The sequence below is a fragment of the Paraburkholderia sp. J63 genome (genome assembly GCF_905220245.1).
GTDB lineage: Bacteria > Pseudomonadota > Gammaproteobacteria > Burkholderiales > Burkholderiaceae > Paraburkholderia.
Genome location: NZ_CAJMZF010000004.1, coordinates 234052 through 249651, shown reverse-complemented (window position 1 = coordinate 249651; position 15600 = coordinate 234052). Strand labels below are relative to the sequence as shown.

Below are 15600 nucleotides of genomic sequence, written 5' to 3'. Positions count from 1 at the left end.
GGTTAATTGGATGATCGATTTTTAAAGCCTCCGTAAAAATCCCATTCGTGTTTCTGGAAAAAACTGCCGTTTCAGAACAAGAATCTTTCAACCGCAGCGCCGCGGGGGACGGAAGCTCTCTGTAAGGTCATCGAATGACAATATCCGGGTCCTTGTTCAACCCGCCCACCGCCGCCTTGCCGTGACCGACTCCATTGCCCCATCATCGCGCCCCACCCTGCTGGGACTCTTTCTGATCTTCAGCCGTATCGGCCTGACCAGCTTCGGCGGCGGCCTCAGCGGCTGGCTGCTCCGCGAATTCGTTCAGGACCGCCAATGGATCGGCGAGGAAGACTTTCTCAACGGCCTGGCGCTTTCGCAGGCGCTGCCGGGCATCAATGTCAAGAACATGGCGATCTGGATCGGGCACCGGCTGCTCGGCTGGCGCGGCGCCGCCGTTGCCGTCGCGGGCATCGTCGTGCCGCCCGCCATCGTCATCGTGCTGCTGGGCACGGCGATCGGCGCGCTGATCGTGCATCCGGTCACCAAGGTGCTGATCGCGGGCGCCGCCGCCGCGGCCACGGGGCTCTCGCTCTCGATCGGCGTGATCACCGCGCGGCGGGTCCGGCGCCAACTGGTTCCGCTGCTGCTGATGGCGGCGACCTTTCTCGCCATCGGCATCCTGCGCTGGCCGCTCGTCTGGGTGGTCGTGATCGGCGCCGCGCTCAGCATCGGCCACGAATACGTGGTGATTCGCAGGGGCGCGCGATGAACCTGCGCATTCTCGGACAGATCGTCGCCATTTTCGCGCCGCTCTCGCTCGTGACGATCGGCGGCGGCCAGGCCATCGTCGCCGAGATCCAGCGCCAGGTGGTCGACGTGCACGCCTGGATGAGCCCCGCGCAGTTCGCCGCCGACTTCGCGATCTCGCGCATGGCGCCGGGGCCGGGGTCGCTGCTCGTCACGCTGATCGGGTGGCAGGTGGCCGGCTTTTGGGGCGCGCTGGCCGCAACGGCCGCGCTCCTGCTGCCAACGGGCTTCCTCATCTACGGCGTCACGCACGTCTGGAGCCGCTATCGCGGCGCGACCTGGCAACTCGCGCTCGAACGCGGGCTGCGGCCCATCGCGGCGGGCATGATGCTCGCGGCGGGATGGGTGCTGCTGACCACGCTCAACGGCGGCCTGCCCGCGAAAGCGATTGCCGTGGTCTCGCTGGCCGTGCTGCTGAGGACGCGCGTCAGTCCGCTGCTGCTCCTGCTCGTGGGGGCGGTCGTGCTCGTGGGCATCAGCCAGTTCGGCGGCGCGCTGCCTTCATGGCTGCACGTTCAGGTCGCCTGAGAGCGAGGGCCGTGCCGCTCAAGCGTCGCCCACGCCCGCAACCGAAGACTCGCGGATCACCAGAGACGGATCGGACGGCGTGGCCGAATGTGGCGCACCGCCCTTGCCGGCCAGATGATCGAACAGCAGCGCGACGGCCTGCGACGCCATCTCGTCGAGATGCAGATCGACGGCCGTAAGCGGCGGCCGGCAACTGCGCGCGCGAATCCCGTCGTAGCGAGTCGCGATCCTTATGTCGTCGGGCACGCGCCGCCCCGCATCGGCAATGCCCTGCACGGCGCCCACCGCGAACGCGTCCACCAGCGCGCAGAGCCCGTCGAGCTGCGGATGCTCGCGCAACAGCGCCGCGCACGCTTCGCGGCCCGCTTCCTCGCCGCCCGCTTCGTCGGCCACGGCGATCACGGGCGTCATGTCGTGCTCCGCGCAGAACCGCTCGTAGGCCGCGCGCGATTCCACGTACGAGTTGCGCTGCTGCGCGCCGATCAACAGCGCAATCCGCCGGCTGCCCGCTTCGTGCAGATGGCGCAGCAGCAGCGCCGTGGTGGCGAACGAGTGGATGTCGACATAAGGCACCGCGTCGTTGCCGGGCAGGCGCCCGAGGCACACGACGGGCAGGCCGCGCTCCTGCAGATGGGTCACGTTCGCGTCGTCGGCGGTGGGCTCGATCACGATGGCGCCGTCGATGTCGAGCTGTTCGAGCGGCAGCCGCCCCGCCATCACGGGCGGCACGAGCACCAGCGCGAGCCCGCGCGTGAGCGCGGCGGCCGCCGCGACGGCCGCGACCTCCATCAGAAAGCCGAGCCGCGACGCGCCGCCCGCGATCTCGAACGGCATCGACGAAAGCAGCGCGATGGTGCGCGCCTCGCCCGTGCGCAGCCGTTGCGCGCGCACGCTCGGACGGTAGCCCAGCTCGCGCGCCACGTCCTTCACGCGCTGGCGCGTCTGCGGATCGACATAGCCCTTGTCGTTCAATGCGTGCGACACAGTCGTCGTGGAGACACCCGCGGCGCGGGCGACGTCGGCTATGGTCGGCCGCGGCTTCGGCGGCGCTGGACTCTGCATGCTGTTTCTCTCGCTTGGGGCGCGCGACGCCCCCGTTCGCAGGGCTATCGCAACCATCCGGTCGATAAATAATCCGGCTTGACAAGGCCTTAGTGGCGCACCATTCTACGATAGCAAATCGATTTGGGGTTCCCGCCCATTTTTTTGCGCCGCATCCCAAATCGATTTGGGATGTGCCTGGGGATGCACTTCAAGCAACCAGGAAGCACGCCGGTTTTCCAGAACAACGACACCCCTCGCAGACGCGAAGCGGACTGCGACTCATGGAGACACGAAGTCATGACGAAAGCCCAGCAGGTTCACGCTGTCGACGAGCGCTTACCGCTCCTCAAACTGATGTTGTTCGGCCTGCAGCACGTGCTGGTCGTGGCGGCCTCCCCGATCACGGCGGTCTTCCTGGTCGCTAAGGCGCTCGGGCTCGCGTCCGCGCTGACCGTCGACCTGATCAGCGCGACGTTTCTCGTCTGTGGCATCGGCACGCTGCTGCAGTCGTTCGGCCCGCTGCGCTTCGGCGCGCGCCTGCCGTTCATCATGGTGCCCGGCGGCGCGCCCGTGGTCCTGTTCGTGCTGATCGCGCAGCAAACCGACCTGCGCACCGCCGCCGGCGCGACCATCCTCACGGGCCTGTTCTACTTTCTGCTGCTGCCCGTGTTCCGGCGCTGCCTGCGCTTTTTCCCGCGCATCGTGATCGGCACGATGCTGATCCTCGTGGCCATCAACCTGATCCGCATCTACGGCGTCGTGATCGTCGGCCGCCCCGGCACCGCCGAGTTCGGCAGCCCGGCCGGGATCGGCCTCGCGCTCGCCACCGTCGGCTTCACCGTGCTGTTCGCGAAGCTCTTCAAGGGCATGCTCGGGCAGCTCGCCGTGCTGCTCGGCCTGCTCGCGGGCGCCGCGCTGGCCTCGGCGCTGGGCCTGATGAGCTTCGCCGGCGTCTGGAGCGGCGCGGTCGTCACGATGCCCACGCCGCTGCCGTTCGGCATGCCGCATTTCGACGTGCTCGCCGCGCTGCCGCTCCTGATCTTCAGCGTGATTTCGATGGCCGAGGCCACGGGGCAGACCGTGGCCATCGCCGAAATCGTGGGCAAGGAGATCGACCCGCGCGTGGCCGTGCCGCAGACCATTCGCGCCGACGCGCTTATGTCGGTGCTCGGCGGCCTCTTCGGCACCTCGCTCATCATCACGAGCAGCGAGAACATCGGCATCGTGGAAGCAACGGGCATCCGCTCGCGCTTCGTGACCGCGACGGCCGGCGTGCTGCTGATCGTGATCGCGCTGCTCGCGCCTTTGAGCCGCCTCGCCAACGCCATTCCCGCCGCGGTCGTGGGCGGCACGGCGCTGATCGTCTTCTCGATCATCGGCGTCATGGGCATCAACCTGCTGCGCCAGGTGGACCTGCGCTCGCGCGCCCACATGTACACGCTCGCCGCCGCGCTCACGATGGGGATCCTGCCGATCGTCGTGCCCGGCCTCTACAGCCGCTTTCCCGCGACGCTGCAAATCGTGCTCGGCAACGGGCTCGCGATGGGCGCGCTCACCGCCGTGATCGTCAACCTCCTGTTCGAGCATCTGAGCCTGCGCTGGCGCCCCCGCGCGCGCCATCGCGCCAGCGCGCTCGAAACCGCCGTCAACGAAAACCCTTCGTGCCACTAAATGTGCCACTGAATTTACCCAGCCCAAACTCATCATGCCCATTCGCTCCATTACCGCTTCGCCTGGCTCCGCGTCCCGCACCGAACTGTGCGCCGACGAACTGCTGCTGTTGCCCGACTCTCTGCTGCTCGCCGAAGGCCCGGTGCGCGACCACGCGCTCGTAGTCGCCAACGGACGGTTTCTCGACATGGGCCCCGCCGACGAGCTCGTTGCGCGCTACCCGCTGCTGACGCCGCTCGCGCTGCCGGGCAAGCTCCTGATGCCCGGCTTCGTCGATGCGCACCATCACCTCACGCAGTCGTTCGGCAAGGCGCTCGCGTTCGGCGAGCCCTCGGAGATCTACCGCCGCATCTGGGTCCCGCTCGAAAATTGCCTCGACGATAATCTGTTGTACTTATCGACCAAGCTCGCCGCGCTCGAAGCGCTGCGCGGCGGCTTCACGACCGTATGCGACGCCGGCACGCGCTCGGACAGCGACATCTCGACGATCGCCGCGGCCACCGAGGAAGCGGGCGTGCGCTGCGTGCTCGGCATGATCTGCAACGACCTGGGCGGCCATGTCGATGCGCGCGAGCGCGGCGCCATCGTCGCGCGCGCACAGGCCCATCTGGCGCATTGGAGCGGCCATGCGCTCGTGCATCCGTCGCTGGCCATTTCGGTGCCCGAGGCCGGCTCCGACGGCATGCTGCAAACCGCGGCCGCGCTATGCGCCGAGGCCGGCGCCGTGTTCCAGACCCACGCCAACGAGCACCTCGCCTCGGTCGAGCGCTCGATCGTCGGGCGCAAGATGCGGCCCATCGAGCATCTACACCACGCGGGCGCGCTGGGGCCGCAAACGCTGATCGCGCATGCCACGCTCGTCACGCCCTCCGAGCTCAACCTGCTGCGCGACACGGGCGCGGCCGTGAGCTACAACCCGGTCGCGAGCTCATGGAAGGGCAACGCGGTGGCGCCGGCCTTGCAGATGGCCGCGCTCGGCATCCGCTTTGGTCTCGGCACCGACGGCACGCGCAGCGACGCGTTCAGGCTGCTCGACGCGGCCGAGACCGCGCAGCGCCTCGCATTCGGCCTCGCGACGGGCGACTCGTCGTGTGGCGGGGGCAAGCTCTGGCTCGATCATGCACTGCGCGGCGGCGCCGACGCGGTGCAGCTGGGCGCGCTGACCGGCGAGATCGCGCCGGGCAAGGCCGCCGACTTCCTGCTCGTGGATCTCGACGTGCCCGAAATGCGGCCGTCGTGGGAGCTCGAATGGGAGCTCGTGCGCCTCGCGAACCGCAGCCAGATCGACGCGGTGTTCGTGGCGGGACGCATGCGCCTCTGGCATGGCTGGCCCGTCGACTGGGACGCACGCGCGCTGCTGCGCGAAATCGACGACGTCGCGGCCGCCGTGGTTGCGCGCGCACCGATCCAGCGGGTTCATGCTGCGCCCTTATCGGCCGCCGCCACGCATACCGGAGCGAACGCGCGGGACGCCATGCCATCGCCGCCATCGCTCTCCCAAGCCGCAGCGCCACTGGCCTCCAGCAGCTAAACCCGGTGCGGGCGCGATCGTCGTTCGACTCGCGCCCCGCGTCTTTGCGATTCATTCAGGATAACCAATCTATGAGCCTGACCGTATTCCTGCTTCTCGCCACCACCGTGACCATTGCCGCGTTCATCCAGGGCGCGGTTGGCGTCGGCTTCGCGCTCATCTGCGCGCCCGTGATCGGCTTGATCGACCCCCGCCTGTTGCCCGTCTCGCTGCTGATCCTGATGCTCCCGCTCAATGTCTATCTCGCGTGGCGTGAGCGTCCGGCCCTCGATTCGAACGGCACGCTGTGGATCACGGTCGGGCGCACCGTGGGCGCGGTGGGCGGCGTGCTGATCATCTCGCGCATCTCGGCCCACGATCTGAACCTGTTCATCGGCGCCTCGACGATCGCCGCCGCCGTCGCGACGCTCTGCGCGCCCACCTTCGCGCCGGGCCGCAACGCGTTGATCACGGCGGGCGCCGTGACGGGCATCACCGAAACCGCGACCGGCATCGGCGGACCGGCGCTCGCGATGGTGTTCCAGCACTACCGCGCGCCCGCGCTGCGCTCGACCATCGCGCTGTGCTTCGCGATCGGCGAGGCCGTCTCGCTCGTGATGCTGAGCTTCACCGGCCAGATCACGGCGGGCCGCTTCGTTTCCGCGCTGCTGCTCGTGCCGCCCGTGATCCTTGGCGCGTTCATCAGCCAGCACGTGCACCAGCGCCTGAACAGCAAGGCCTTGCGCATCAGCGTGATGGGCTTCGCGATCGTTTCGGGCGCGGCGATTCTGTACCAGACCTTGAAGTAAGCCGCAGGCACGACCGGCCTGGAGATGGCCGGCTCATTCCATAGAACATGACGAGGAGACCCCCATGAGAAAGTATTTGTTTGCGAGCGCCTGTACAGCGCTTAGTATTGCCAACGTTTCCGGTGCGTATGCACAGAGCAGCATCACGCTCTATGGCAGTCTCGATGCGGGCGTGGGCTACGTCAGCAACCTCCATGGCTCGCACGCGTTCATTGCCGAGCAGGGCACGTTCCAGGCCGACCGCTGGGGCATCACGGGCACCGAGGATCTGGGCTCGGGACTGAAGACCGTGTTCAAGCTCGAATCGGGCTTCTCGACGATCAGCGGCGCGATGTCGAGCGCGGGGACGCTGTTCAACCGGCAGGCCTGGGTGGGGCTCTCGAAGAACGACATCGGTACCGTCACGCTAGGCCGTCAAACCGACTTCCACTTCGAAATGCTGGGCCCGCTTTCGACCGCCCAGTCGCTCGGCGACTTCTCCGCCTTCCATCCCGGCAACGTCGACGGCCTCGCCAACACCGTGCCCGTCGAACTGTCCAATACCGCCAGGTTTGTCAGCCGGCCGTTCTGGGGCCTCACCGTCGGCGCGCTATACGGCTTCACGAATTCGAGCAGCAGTACGGCGGGGCGCACGATCAGCTTCGGCGCAAACTATGGCTACGGCCCGCTGAAGCTGGCCGCCGCGTGGTCGGAGTATCACGACCGCACGCTCAATCTGGCCGGCGGGCTCGGCCTCGATGCGTTCGAAGGCGTGAATCTCTCCGGCGGCGCGCCGTTCGTGGCCGACAGCGTGCGCAACGCGGGCATCGGCGGCAGCTATCAGTGGGGGCGGGTTCAGTTGCACGCGCTCGTGACCCAGGTGCGCATCGAACGCCATGGCGATGCGCAGAACTACCGGACCATCGACGGCGGCGTCAATGTCCAGGTCACGCCCGCGTATATGGTGGGCGCGGGCGCGTGGACCACGACGCTCGCCGGCCAGCGCTGGACCCAGGCGACACTGGCCAATGTGTATTCGCTCTCGAAGCGCACCCAGCTCTATATGGACGTGATGGTCGAGCGCGCCTCGTCGGGCGCCGTGGCCGATACGATGGGCATCGGCGCATCGTCTTCGGGGTCGCAGACGGCCGTGCTCGCGGGCATCCATCACTTCTTTTAGGTTGCCGAAGTTACCCTGATTTGCGGCGCCGCTCGCCCGACGGCGCCGACACCGCAAGGTCGATCACGGGTGCGCCCTGCTCGATCAGGAAGTCGCGAAACAAGCCGGTGACCTGAGAAATACGCCGGTCGGCGAGCGTCACCACGTACCATTCGCGCTCGACCGGATTGCCCGGAAACGGCAGTTGTTCCAGCAGCCCGGCGCGCAATTCCAGCGCGCACGCATGACGCGAGAGGAAGGCCACGCCGAGCCCCGCTTCGGCCATCTGCTTGATGGCCTCGTTGCTCGATAGTTCGGAGCCCACATGAAAGCGGTGGCCGGACGCCTTGAAAAGACTCTCCACGGTCGCTCTCGTCCCGGCGCCGCGCTCGCGTACGAGCAGGTGCGCCGACTCCAGATCCTTCATTGACACGCGCTTGCGCCGCATGAGCGGATGATCGGGCGCGGCCACGAACACCATCGGGTGCTTCGCGAACTCGGCCGCGTGCGTGCGCAGCTCCTTCGGCGGGCTGCCCATGACCGCGAGATCGATTTCATGCGTGGCGAGCATGCGGATGATCTCCTCGCGATTGCCCACCTTGAAATACGTCTTCACGTGCGGGCGCGTCGCCGTGAATTTGACCAGCAGCGGCGGTATCAAATATTCCGCGGTCGTGATCGCGCCGATGCGCAGCGTGCCGCCCAGCTCGCCCGTCAAGGCCGCCACTTCGTCGCCCGCGTCGCGCCACAGATGCAGGATCTCGCGTGCATAGCGCCCCACGATCTCGCCCGCCGTCGTCAGCTCCACGCCTCGTCCTACCCGCTGCAGCAATGCCGCGCCCACCGCTTCCTCCAGCAGCCGGATCTGCAGCGAGACGGCGGGCTGCGTCAGGTGCAATTCTTCGGCCGCGCGCGATACGCTGCCCGTGCGCATGACCATGTCGAGCGCCTTCAGTTGCCGGAAGGTCGCCGCCTTTCCTATAAGTGAATGCATATAGGTCGCCTATAAACATTAAATTGTCCTTTGGTACCCGAAACGATATCCTGGAATCCATCAAGACATTCAAACCGATTTCATTCCGGGAGACAACGATGGCACGCATCTCTGGTATCCCCTCGAAGGCGCGCGATGCAGGCCCGGCGCGCATCCTGATCGTCGGCGGCGGCGCCGGCGGGCTGCAGCTCGCCACGCGCCTCGGCAGCACGCTCGGCCGCCGCGGGCTCGCGCACGTCGTGCTCGTCGACCGCCTGCCGACGCACTTCTGGAAGCCGCTGCTGCATGAGGCCGCCTCCGGCCATCGCGATCCCGCTTCGCACACGATCGAATACGCGGCCCAGGCGAAACGCCATGGCTTCGAGTTCGTGCAGGGCGAATTGCGTTCCGTGGATCGGGCGCGCCGCGTCGCCACCATCGGCGCCGTGCTCGATAACGAGGGCGCGCAGATCGTCCCGCAACGCGAAGTGCCGTATCACGACCTCGTGCTGGCCGTGGGCAGCGTCACCCACTTCTTCAACGTGCCCGGCGCGGCGCGCCACGCGCTGCCGCTCGAACACGTCGGGCACGCCGAGGACTTCCGCAAGAAGTTTCTCGCGGCCTGCGCGAAGGTCAACCATCTCGCCGATGCGCCCGGTGCGTCGCCGGTGCGGCCGGTGTGCATCAACGTGATCGGCGCCGGCGCGACTGGCGTGGAGCTGGCCGCGGCACTGCGGCACGCGGTCGGCCAACTCGCGGCGTATCGCTTCCGGGCGCTCGACCCCGACCGCGACGTGCGCATTCGTCTGATCGAAGGCGCTGCGCGCGTGCTGCCGGTGCTCGACCCGCGCGTCTCGGCGCGCACCCAGGCGCAGCTCGAGCACCTTCATATCGAGGTGCTGACCGAGACCCGCGTGTCCAGCGTCGAGGAAGATGCCATCGTGACCGCAGCGGGCGAAAGGCTGCCCGCCGACGTGACGATCTGGGCCGCCGGCGTGGCCGGGCCCGCGATGCTGCGCACGATCGAAGGGCTGGCGCTCAGCGCGTCGAACCAGGTCATCGTGACCGACACCTTGCAGACGCCTGACGATCCGCACGTGTTCGCATTCGGCGACTGCGCGGCCTGTCCGTCCGGCCGGTCGAGCGCGTACCTGCCGCCGCGCGCCCAGGTCGCGCACCAGCAGGCGGTCTACCTGAGCCAGGCATTCGCGCGGCGCCTCGCCGGCAAGCCGGTCGCGGGCTTCGTGTTCCGCGACGCGGGCACGGTGGTGTCGCTGGGCCAGTCCGGCGCGCTCTACCAGGCGGACCTTCGTGTGCGCACGCGCTCGGTCATCGTCGACGGTCCGGCTGCAGCGGGCTTATATCGATTGCTGTATCGCAAGCACCTGTCGGGCGTGCATGGCGTCGGGCATACGCTGCTCCAGGCGCTGGGCCAGCTTCTGCACAGCTATGGACGGCCCTCGATCAAGCTCCATTGACGATGAGCCAACGGCGAAGCGCGGCGTCTTCGGAAGTCCGGCAGGCGGAGTGGAGCTGGACGCGCGCGCGGGAAGCGGCCGTGTCAGCCCATGCGCGCTTCAGCCTCTAGCAAGCGTTCGAGCGCGTCGCCCAGCATCGCGAGCAACGCGCTGACGGCCGGCGGCAGCGCGCGCGTCGCGCGCACATAGAAGCCCAGCCGGGCCACTGCCTGCTCGGCCTCGTCGAGCGGCACGAACGCGAGCCGGCCCGCCGCGCAGACCTCGTCAAGACCGATGCGCGTCTGGAAGCCGATGCCGGTCCCGCGCATCGCGAGCTGGCGCATCAACTCGATGGCCCCGCTATGGACCACGGCGCGCACGGGCCGCTGTGCGCGCGCCACGAGCGGCGCGAGGATCGCATGCACGGCCACGTCGGGATTGGGCATGATGAGCCCGTACCCGGCGCATTCGTCGAAGGTCACGCGCCGCCGCGCGGCGAGCGGATGGTCGGGCGCCATCACCGCGCCCAGCCTGAACTGGCCGCTCGCCACGCAAGTCAGTTCGGGATGCTCGCTCATGGCAAACGCCGCGCCAATGTCGACGTCGCCCGACGCCACGCGCTGCGCGATGGTTCCGGAGCCGAGCATGGAAACATGAAGCGAGACCTTGGGATGCTCGCTCGCCATGCGGTCGAGCACGGCGGGCAGCAGGCCCGCGCTGAGGCTTTCGGCGGCGGCCAGATGGACCTCGCCGCGCTCCAGCCCCTGGAGCCGTTCGATCTCGGCGATCACGCGCTGCTCGTCCTGGAGCACGGTCACCACGTGCTGCGCGAACAAGCGGCCCGCCTCGGTGAGGCGCAGGCCGCCGGGCAGGCGCTCGAACAGCGTTGCGCCCACCTCTTCCTCGAGATTGAGCAGTTGCCGGTTGACGGCCGAGCCGTCAACGTGCAAATGCCGCGCGGCCTCGCGAATGGAGCCGCAGCGGCAAATCATGTCGAAATAGCGAATGGAGCGGGCGTGGACGTTCACGCCGCGATACTAGCAGATCAAGCGTCGCTTCACGCAGCACCCTTCGGCACGATGCCGGGCAGCGCCGCGAGCGCGCGCTCCCAGATCTGCCGCGTGCGCATCCACACGAGTTCGCGCCAGTCGGCATCGGCGGGCAGGAACGATTCGAACAATGCGCGGCTGATCGCGCGGCCTCGCGCATCGTGCGGGTCGCCGTACAGATGCAGCCAGTGATCGTCGCGCAAGGCCGTGTGCATGGGCGCTTCCGGGTAGGTCCCGCATTCGACCACGAGCTGCATCAGATGCGTATCGGGCAGCGCGTCCAGCAGGGCCTGGGACGCATAGCCCGTCGCGCGCGCGACCACGCCGGTTTCGCTGATGGCGGCATCCGCGTGCGTGAGCAGCGTGTAGAGCCACGGGCCGTAGAGCTGCTGCGCATCGGCGAGCGCCGGATAGGCCGATTGCGCAATCGCCATCAGCATCGGGTGGCCGAACGCGCCCGCTCCCGTATGCAGGTCGAACGAGATGGCGACCCGCGCCTTCGCGAGGAAGCGCCGCACGATCTCGTGCAAGGTGCGGTTCGACCAGGTGGGCGCCTCGCCACCGTAAAAGAGTCCATCGGCATGGCGATACTGGCCCGCGCCCACGATCGCCTGCACGCCCGCCCAGCCGAGCGATTCGACTTGCTGCGCCAGCCGCGCATCGGCCTGACGCCTGCCGGCGCCGTCGATATCGCGGCACGCGTAGATCTCGTGCAGGGCCTCGTAGCGCTCATTGACCGGCAACGCCGCGCCGAAATCGACATAGTTGCGGTTCAGATCGACATTGTCTTCGTTCACGCGCCTGACCCACGCGGTGCCCCACGGATTGATCAGGTGCACCATCATCACGGCGACGTCGTCGGGCAAGCGCCGCGCGGCCAGCTCGTGCAGCCACTGCGTCTGACACGTCGAGCCGTAATAGCCCTCCACGCCATGCGTGCCCGAAACGGCCAGCAGCACACGCGACGCGGCGGGGTCGCCGAGCCAGGCGACGTCGGTCGCGAGCGCTTCGCCGTGGGGGCCCTTGAGCGGATGCGCGAACGAGGTCACGGTCGCGCCCGCCGCTTGCGCGGCGTGAAGAAAATGCTGGCGCTGGGCGTCGAAATCCGCTTCGACGGGAAAGCCTGGTTTCATGGAGTCCTCGGATCATCAAACGGGTTGTGGGGGCGTGTCGTCTTGCGCGCCGCTTCAGGTCGCCACGTTCAGCGCGCTCTCGGGCACCTCGGACAACGCCAGCGTCACGTTACCCGCGGGCTTCGCGCAACAGAGCAGCACGGCCCCTGCGGGCGGCGGGTCGAGCGGCTCGGTGGTGTACTCGACGCTGCCTTCCGCGAGCGGCGTCACGCAGGTATTGCAGATGCCGATGCGACAACTGAACGGCACCGCGTAGCCGTGCTGCTCCGCCAGTTCGAGCAGCGACTCGCAGCGGGCGTCCCATACGACCGGCGCCGCGCGAGGGTGGAATTTTACTATCGTTGCGTTCGCATCTATTTCGCGGTCGCGCTCCGTTCGCCCGAGCGTATCGGACGATGCTTCCTGCGCGGGTTCGGCATCGGCCTCCAGCACCGTTGCCGGGCCGAAGAACTCGTAGTGGATGCGTTCGCGCGCCACGCCAAGGCTGCGCAGCAGCCGCCAGTTGGCCTGCATGAACGCGGGAGGGCCGCAGAGATACACCTCGTAGTCGTCGAGCGGCAGCAAGCGTTGCAGGGTCTCGCGCGTGATGAATCCTTCGCTGTCGAAGCTGCGCGCGAGGCGGTCTTGCGCGGAAGGCTCGCGATAGCAGATGTGCACATGCACATTCGGAGACGCCGCCGCCAGCGCCGCTACTTCGCTGCCGAACGCGTGCACCGCGCCGTTCTCGCAGGCGTGAATGAAATGCACATGCCGGTCCCGCGCGCCTTCCATTGCCCGCAACCGATGCAGCATGCTCACGAGCGGCGTCAAGCCCACGCCGCCGCTCATCAGCACGACGGGACGCGCGGTGTCGTCGCCGCACACGAATGCGCCCGACGGTCCCGCCACGTCGAACTCGTCGCCGGCCTGCACCGTGTCGTGCAGGTATGACGAGCCACGCCCCGCCGATATGTCGTCGCGCCCTGTGGGGGCCGGCTCGCGCTTGACCGAGATCCGCCAGCGCGTCGTGTCGGCGGGATCGCCCGAGAGGCTGTACGTGCGCAGCAGTTTTTCGCCGCCCGGCAAGGGCAAACGCAGCGTCACGAACTGCCCCGCCACGAACGGCGGCAAGGCCGCGCCATCTGCGCAAACGAGCTCGAACGAAACGATCGAGGCGCTTTCGCGGCGGCGAGCATTCACTCGCAAACGGCGGAAGCCCGCGGGCGCGCGGCTCGCCAACGCCACCGCTGGATCGACGACATCGTTCATTTCACGGCTCCACGCGCTCGCGACGCACGACGTGAACGGGCTGCGCCGGCTTTTCGTCGTGCTTCGCGCCATCCTGCTCGCGCTCGATCATCTGCGCGAGCGCGCGCCGGAAGCGCAGCGGTCCCGCGTCGATGGCGAGGTCGATGTTCGGCGTGCGCGCGTCCCGCATGCCCGCATGCACGGCCGTCAACACCGCGCGGTCTTCCTCGAATGCGTGGCGCACGTCCTCGTCGAACTGGCGCGAGACCTGCTCGTCGTCCGGCGAGAAGTTGCGCGTCTGAAACCAGTAATAGCGCGTTTGCGCGGCGTCCACGGGCGTCATGAAGTTATACGAGTTCATGAGGAACACATCGGCATGCGGCGGCGCGTCGTCGCCACCGGTTCCCGCCGGCGTGAAAACGGCCTTGATGATCGCGTGGGACGGAAAGCGAACCTCGTAATGTTGCTTGCGGTCGCAACGACCTTCGAAGCGCACGAACTGCGCATAGAACGGCGCGACCTCCACGTCGCGCATCCAGCGCGAGACCGTCACGCCCTGCTCCGCGACCTCGGTCTTCAGCGGCTCGGCTTCGCAGGCCGCGTTGCCGAACGACGAGCGATGAACCCATGCCACGTGCGAGGGGTCCAGCAGATTGTCGGTGACGTAGAGATAGTGGCAGTCCACCGTCATCGCATCGCCGCGATTCACGCCCCATGCGGGGTCGCCCCATTCGTCGATCTGCACGATCTTCGCGGGATCGGCCGCCTCGGGATCGCCCATCCAGATCCAGAGCAGCCCGTAGCGCTCCGCGAGCGGATAGCTGCGCACCTTCGCTCCCGGCGGAATCCTCGGGCTGCCCGGCGCCCGCACGCAAGCGCCCTCGCAATCGAAGGTGAGGCCGTGGTAGCCACACTCGACGTCATCTCCGACGAGCCGGCCCATCGAGAGCGGCAGCTTGCGATGCGGACACGCATTGTCGAGCGCGACGGGCGTGCCGTCTTCGCGCCTGTACAGCACGACCGATTCGCCCAGCAGGGTCACCGGCGCGAGCTCGCGCGTCACTTGCGCGTCCCATGCCGCCACGTACCACGCATTCCTCAAAAACATGTCCTTGTCTCCGCTAATCCGGTTTCGTTTTCGTCCGTTCGCGCCCCAGAACGTTTCTGTGAGGGCCGCTCACCTCCGACTGTTTGCAAGGATAAAAAGCCAAAACATAAAAGAATAGATGTAAAAACCTGCCCGTTCGTTTAGAGTTTCTAAAACGTTAATAACCGGAATAGCCGCCGCCAATACAGACAATGACGCAGACGATGACGAAATGACCACGAACAGCTTTCCTCCGTTACGCGCGCTCCAGGTGTTCGAGGCCGTCGGCCGGTGCGGCGGCATCAGCGAAGCGGCGCGGCGCCTCGGCATTTCAGCGGGCGCGGTCAGCCAGCAGATCAAGCTGCTCGAAGACACACTGGGGCTGCATCTCACACAAAAGGACGGCAAGCGGCTGCGCCTCACGGCCATTGGCCGGCAGTACCACGAGAGTTGCGCGGCGGCGTTCGAAAGCCTGCGCGTGGCGCACGCCGAAATCGAACGCGCGAAGAACTCGCGCAGCCTGAGCATCAGCGCGCTGCCTTCGCTGCTCTCGAAGTGGCTCGCGCCGCGCATGCTCGAATGGCAGCGCGAGCACCCCGAACTCAGCGTGTATCTCGACGGCACGCATACGGAGCCGTCACCCGATGGCTACGAAATCGACTTTCGCATCAGCTATGGCGAGCGGGTCGTGAATGCCGAGAACGCCGTCGAGCTGTTCCGCGATTGCGTGGTGCCCGTGTGCAGCCCGCGCCTGCTGGAATCGGGCGCGCCGCTGGAGACGCCGGCCGATCTTCTCGCGTACCCGCTGATATCGGTGGACTGGCTGCCGAAGTTCGCCTCGCCGCCGTCGTGGCGCGAATGGTTCGCCGCCAGCGAGGTCGATTGCGGCGAGCTCAACGAGAACCGCCTCGTGTTCTCGCTGTCTGGCGTGGCCATCCAGGCGGCCATCGACGGCTATGGCTTCGTGCTCGCGCAAAGCTCGATGATAGGCGACGACCTGGCCGCGGGACGCCTCGTCATGCCCTTCGCGCTCGGGCTCGCGTTGCCCTCGCCCTACTTCCTCACGTGGAAGCCGAACGCCTTCGACCGGACCCATTGCCGCAACTTCCATCGCTGGCTGGTCACGCGCGCCAAAGAGCAGCAGCAACGCAACGAGAGCATGCTGCGCGTGGTCGCGTGAGGCAT

14 protein-coding genes are annotated in these 15600 nt (G+C 67.5%); 8 read left to right on the top strand and 6 right to left on the bottom strand.

The window, feature by feature from the left end:
• Window positions 1–181: 181 nt before the first annotated feature.
• A complete protein-coding gene (locus tag U5775_RS07035) occupies window positions 182–751 on the top strand; it encodes a chromate transporter (RefSeq protein WP_322057401.1) in 570 nt (189 codons plus the stop codon).
• Window positions 748–1317, top strand: coding sequence for a chromate transporter (locus U5775_RS07030; protein ID WP_322057400.1), 570 nt, complete (start codon window positions 748–750; stop codon window positions 1315–1317). Before U5775_RS07035 ends, U5775_RS07030 begins: the two co-directional genes overlap by 4 nt.
• Before the next feature lie 18 nt (window positions 1318–1335).
• Here U5775_RS07030 and U5775_RS07025 read toward each other — a convergent pair whose 3' ends face one another.
• Window positions 1336–2379: a LacI family DNA-binding transcriptional regulator gene (locus U5775_RS07025; RefSeq protein WP_322057399.1), complete on the bottom strand. Its 1044-nt coding sequence runs from the start codon at window positions 2377–2379 to the stop codon at window positions 1336–1338.
• Between the two features lie 279 nt (window positions 2380–2658).
• On the opposite strand from U5775_RS07025, the gene U5775_RS07020 reads away from it, so the two are divergent.
• The 4 genes from U5775_RS07020 (at window position 2659) to U5775_RS07005 (ending at window position 7510) form a co-directional block, all read left to right on the top strand.
• Complete coding sequence (locus tag U5775_RS07020) at window positions 2659–4032, top strand: uracil-xanthine permease family protein (protein WP_322057398.1); 1374 nt, start codon at window positions 2659–2661, stop codon at window positions 4030–4032.
• 34 nt (window positions 4033–4066) lie between these two features.
• Complete coding sequence (locus U5775_RS07015) at window positions 4067–5563, top strand: amidohydrolase family protein (RefSeq protein WP_322057397.1); 1497 nt, start codon at window positions 4067–4069, stop codon at window positions 5561–5563.
• 71 nt (window positions 5564–5634) lie between these two features.
• Window positions 5635–6351: a sulfite exporter TauE/SafE family protein gene (locus tag U5775_RS07010; protein ID WP_322057396.1), complete on the top strand. Its 717-nt coding sequence runs from the start codon at window positions 5635–5637 to the stop codon at window positions 6349–6351.
• A 64-nt stretch (window positions 6352–6415) separates the two neighbouring features.
• On the top strand, window positions 6416–7510 hold the full coding sequence (locus tag U5775_RS07005) for a porin (RefSeq protein ID WP_322057395.1): 1095 nt from the start codon (window positions 6416–6418) through the stop codon (window positions 7508–7510).
• Window positions 7511–7520: 10 nt separating this feature from the next.
• Here the strand turns inward: U5775_RS07005 and U5775_RS07000 are convergent, their stop codons facing one another.
• The gene (locus U5775_RS07000) at window positions 7521–8483 is read right to left on the bottom strand and encodes a LysR family transcriptional regulator (RefSeq protein ID WP_322057394.1); all 963 of its coding nucleotides are present in this window, start codon (window positions 8481–8483) and stop codon (window positions 7521–7523) included.
• A gap of 98 nt (window positions 8484–8581) precedes the next feature.
• Between U5775_RS07000 and U5775_RS06995 the strand changes: the two genes are divergently transcribed.
• A complete protein-coding gene (locus tag U5775_RS06995; protein WP_322057393.1) occupies window positions 8582–9940 on the top strand; it encodes an NAD(P)/FAD-dependent oxidoreductase in 1359 nt (452 codons plus the stop codon).
• Between the two features lie 83 nt (window positions 9941–10023).
• Here the strand turns inward: U5775_RS06995 and U5775_RS06990 are convergent, their stop codons facing one another.
• The 4 genes from U5775_RS06990 to U5775_RS06975 are packed head-to-tail and all read right to left on the bottom strand — an operon-like array spanning window position 10024 to window position 14436.
• On the bottom strand, window positions 10024–10947 hold the full coding sequence (locus U5775_RS06990) for a LysR family transcriptional regulator (protein WP_322057392.1): 924 nt from the start codon (window positions 10945–10947) through the stop codon (window positions 10024–10026).
• A gap of 29 nt (window positions 10948–10976) precedes the next feature.
• A complete protein-coding gene (locus U5775_RS06985; protein WP_322057391.1) occupies window positions 10977–12101 on the bottom strand; it encodes a DUF2817 domain-containing protein in 1125 nt (374 codons plus the stop codon).
• A 54-nt stretch (window positions 12102–12155) separates the two neighbouring features.
• A complete protein-coding gene (locus tag U5775_RS06980; RefSeq protein ID WP_322057390.1) occupies window positions 12156–13349 on the bottom strand; it encodes a 2Fe-2S iron-sulfur cluster-binding protein in 1194 nt (397 codons plus the stop codon).
• Window position 13350: 1 nt separating this feature from the next.
• A complete protein-coding gene (locus U5775_RS06975; RefSeq protein WP_322057389.1) occupies window positions 13351–14436 on the bottom strand; it encodes an aromatic ring-hydroxylating dioxygenase subunit alpha in 1086 nt (361 codons plus the stop codon).
• Window positions 14437–14647: 211 nt separating this feature from the next.
• Here U5775_RS06975 and U5775_RS06970 point away from each other — a divergent pair, with 211 nt between their 5' ends.
• Complete coding sequence (locus U5775_RS06970; protein WP_322057388.1) at window positions 14648–15595, top strand: LysR substrate-binding domain-containing protein; 948 nt, start codon at window positions 14648–14650, stop codon at window positions 15593–15595.
• The last annotated feature ends 5 nt before the right edge of the window (window positions 15596–15600 follow it).

Excerpts from the sequence above, each read along its gene's own strand:
- U5775_RS07005 (WP_322057395.1), top strand. The coding sequence starts at position 6,416 with ATGAGAAAGTATTTGTTTGCGAGCGCCTGTACAGCGCTTAGTATTGCC.
- U5775_RS07010 (WP_322057396.1), top strand. The coding sequence starts at position 5,635 with ATGAGCCTGACCGTATTCCTGCTTCTCGCCACCACCGTGACCATTGCC.
- U5775_RS06995 (WP_322057393.1), top strand. The coding sequence starts at position 8,582 with ATGGCACGCATCTCTGGTATCCCCTCGAAGGCGCGCGATGCAGGCCCG.
- U5775_RS06985 (WP_322057391.1), bottom strand. The coding sequence starts at position 12,101 with ATGAAACCAGGCTTTCCCGTCGAAGCGGATTTCGACGCCCAGCGCCAG.
- U5775_RS06975 (WP_322057389.1), bottom strand. The coding sequence starts at position 14,436 with ATGTTTTTGAGGAATGCGTGGTACGTGGCGGCATGGGACGCGCAAGTG.
- U5775_RS07000 (WP_322057394.1), bottom strand. The coding sequence starts at position 8,483 with ATGCATTCACTTATAGGAAAGGCGGCGACCTTCCGGCAACTGAAGGCG.
- U5775_RS07020 (WP_322057398.1), top strand. The coding sequence starts at position 2,659 with ATGACGAAAGCCCAGCAGGTTCACGCTGTCGACGAGCGCTTACCGCTC.
- U5775_RS07015 (WP_322057397.1), top strand. The coding sequence starts at position 4,067 with ATGCCCATTCGCTCCATTACCGCTTCGCCTGGCTCCGCGTCCCGCACC.
- U5775_RS07025 (WP_322057399.1), bottom strand. The coding sequence starts at position 2,379 with ATGCAGAGTCCAGCGCCGCCGAAGCCGCGGCCGACCATAGCCGACGTC.
- U5775_RS07030 (WP_322057400.1), top strand. The coding sequence starts at position 748 with ATGAACCTGCGCATTCTCGGACAGATCGTCGCCATTTTCGCGCCGCTC.
- U5775_RS06970 (WP_322057388.1), top strand. The coding sequence starts at position 14,648 with ATGACCACGAACAGCTTTCCTCCGTTACGCGCGCTCCAGGTGTTCGAG.
- U5775_RS06980 (WP_322057390.1), bottom strand. The coding sequence starts at position 13,349 with ATGAACGATGTCGTCGATCCAGCGGTGGCGTTGGCGAGCCGCGCGCCC.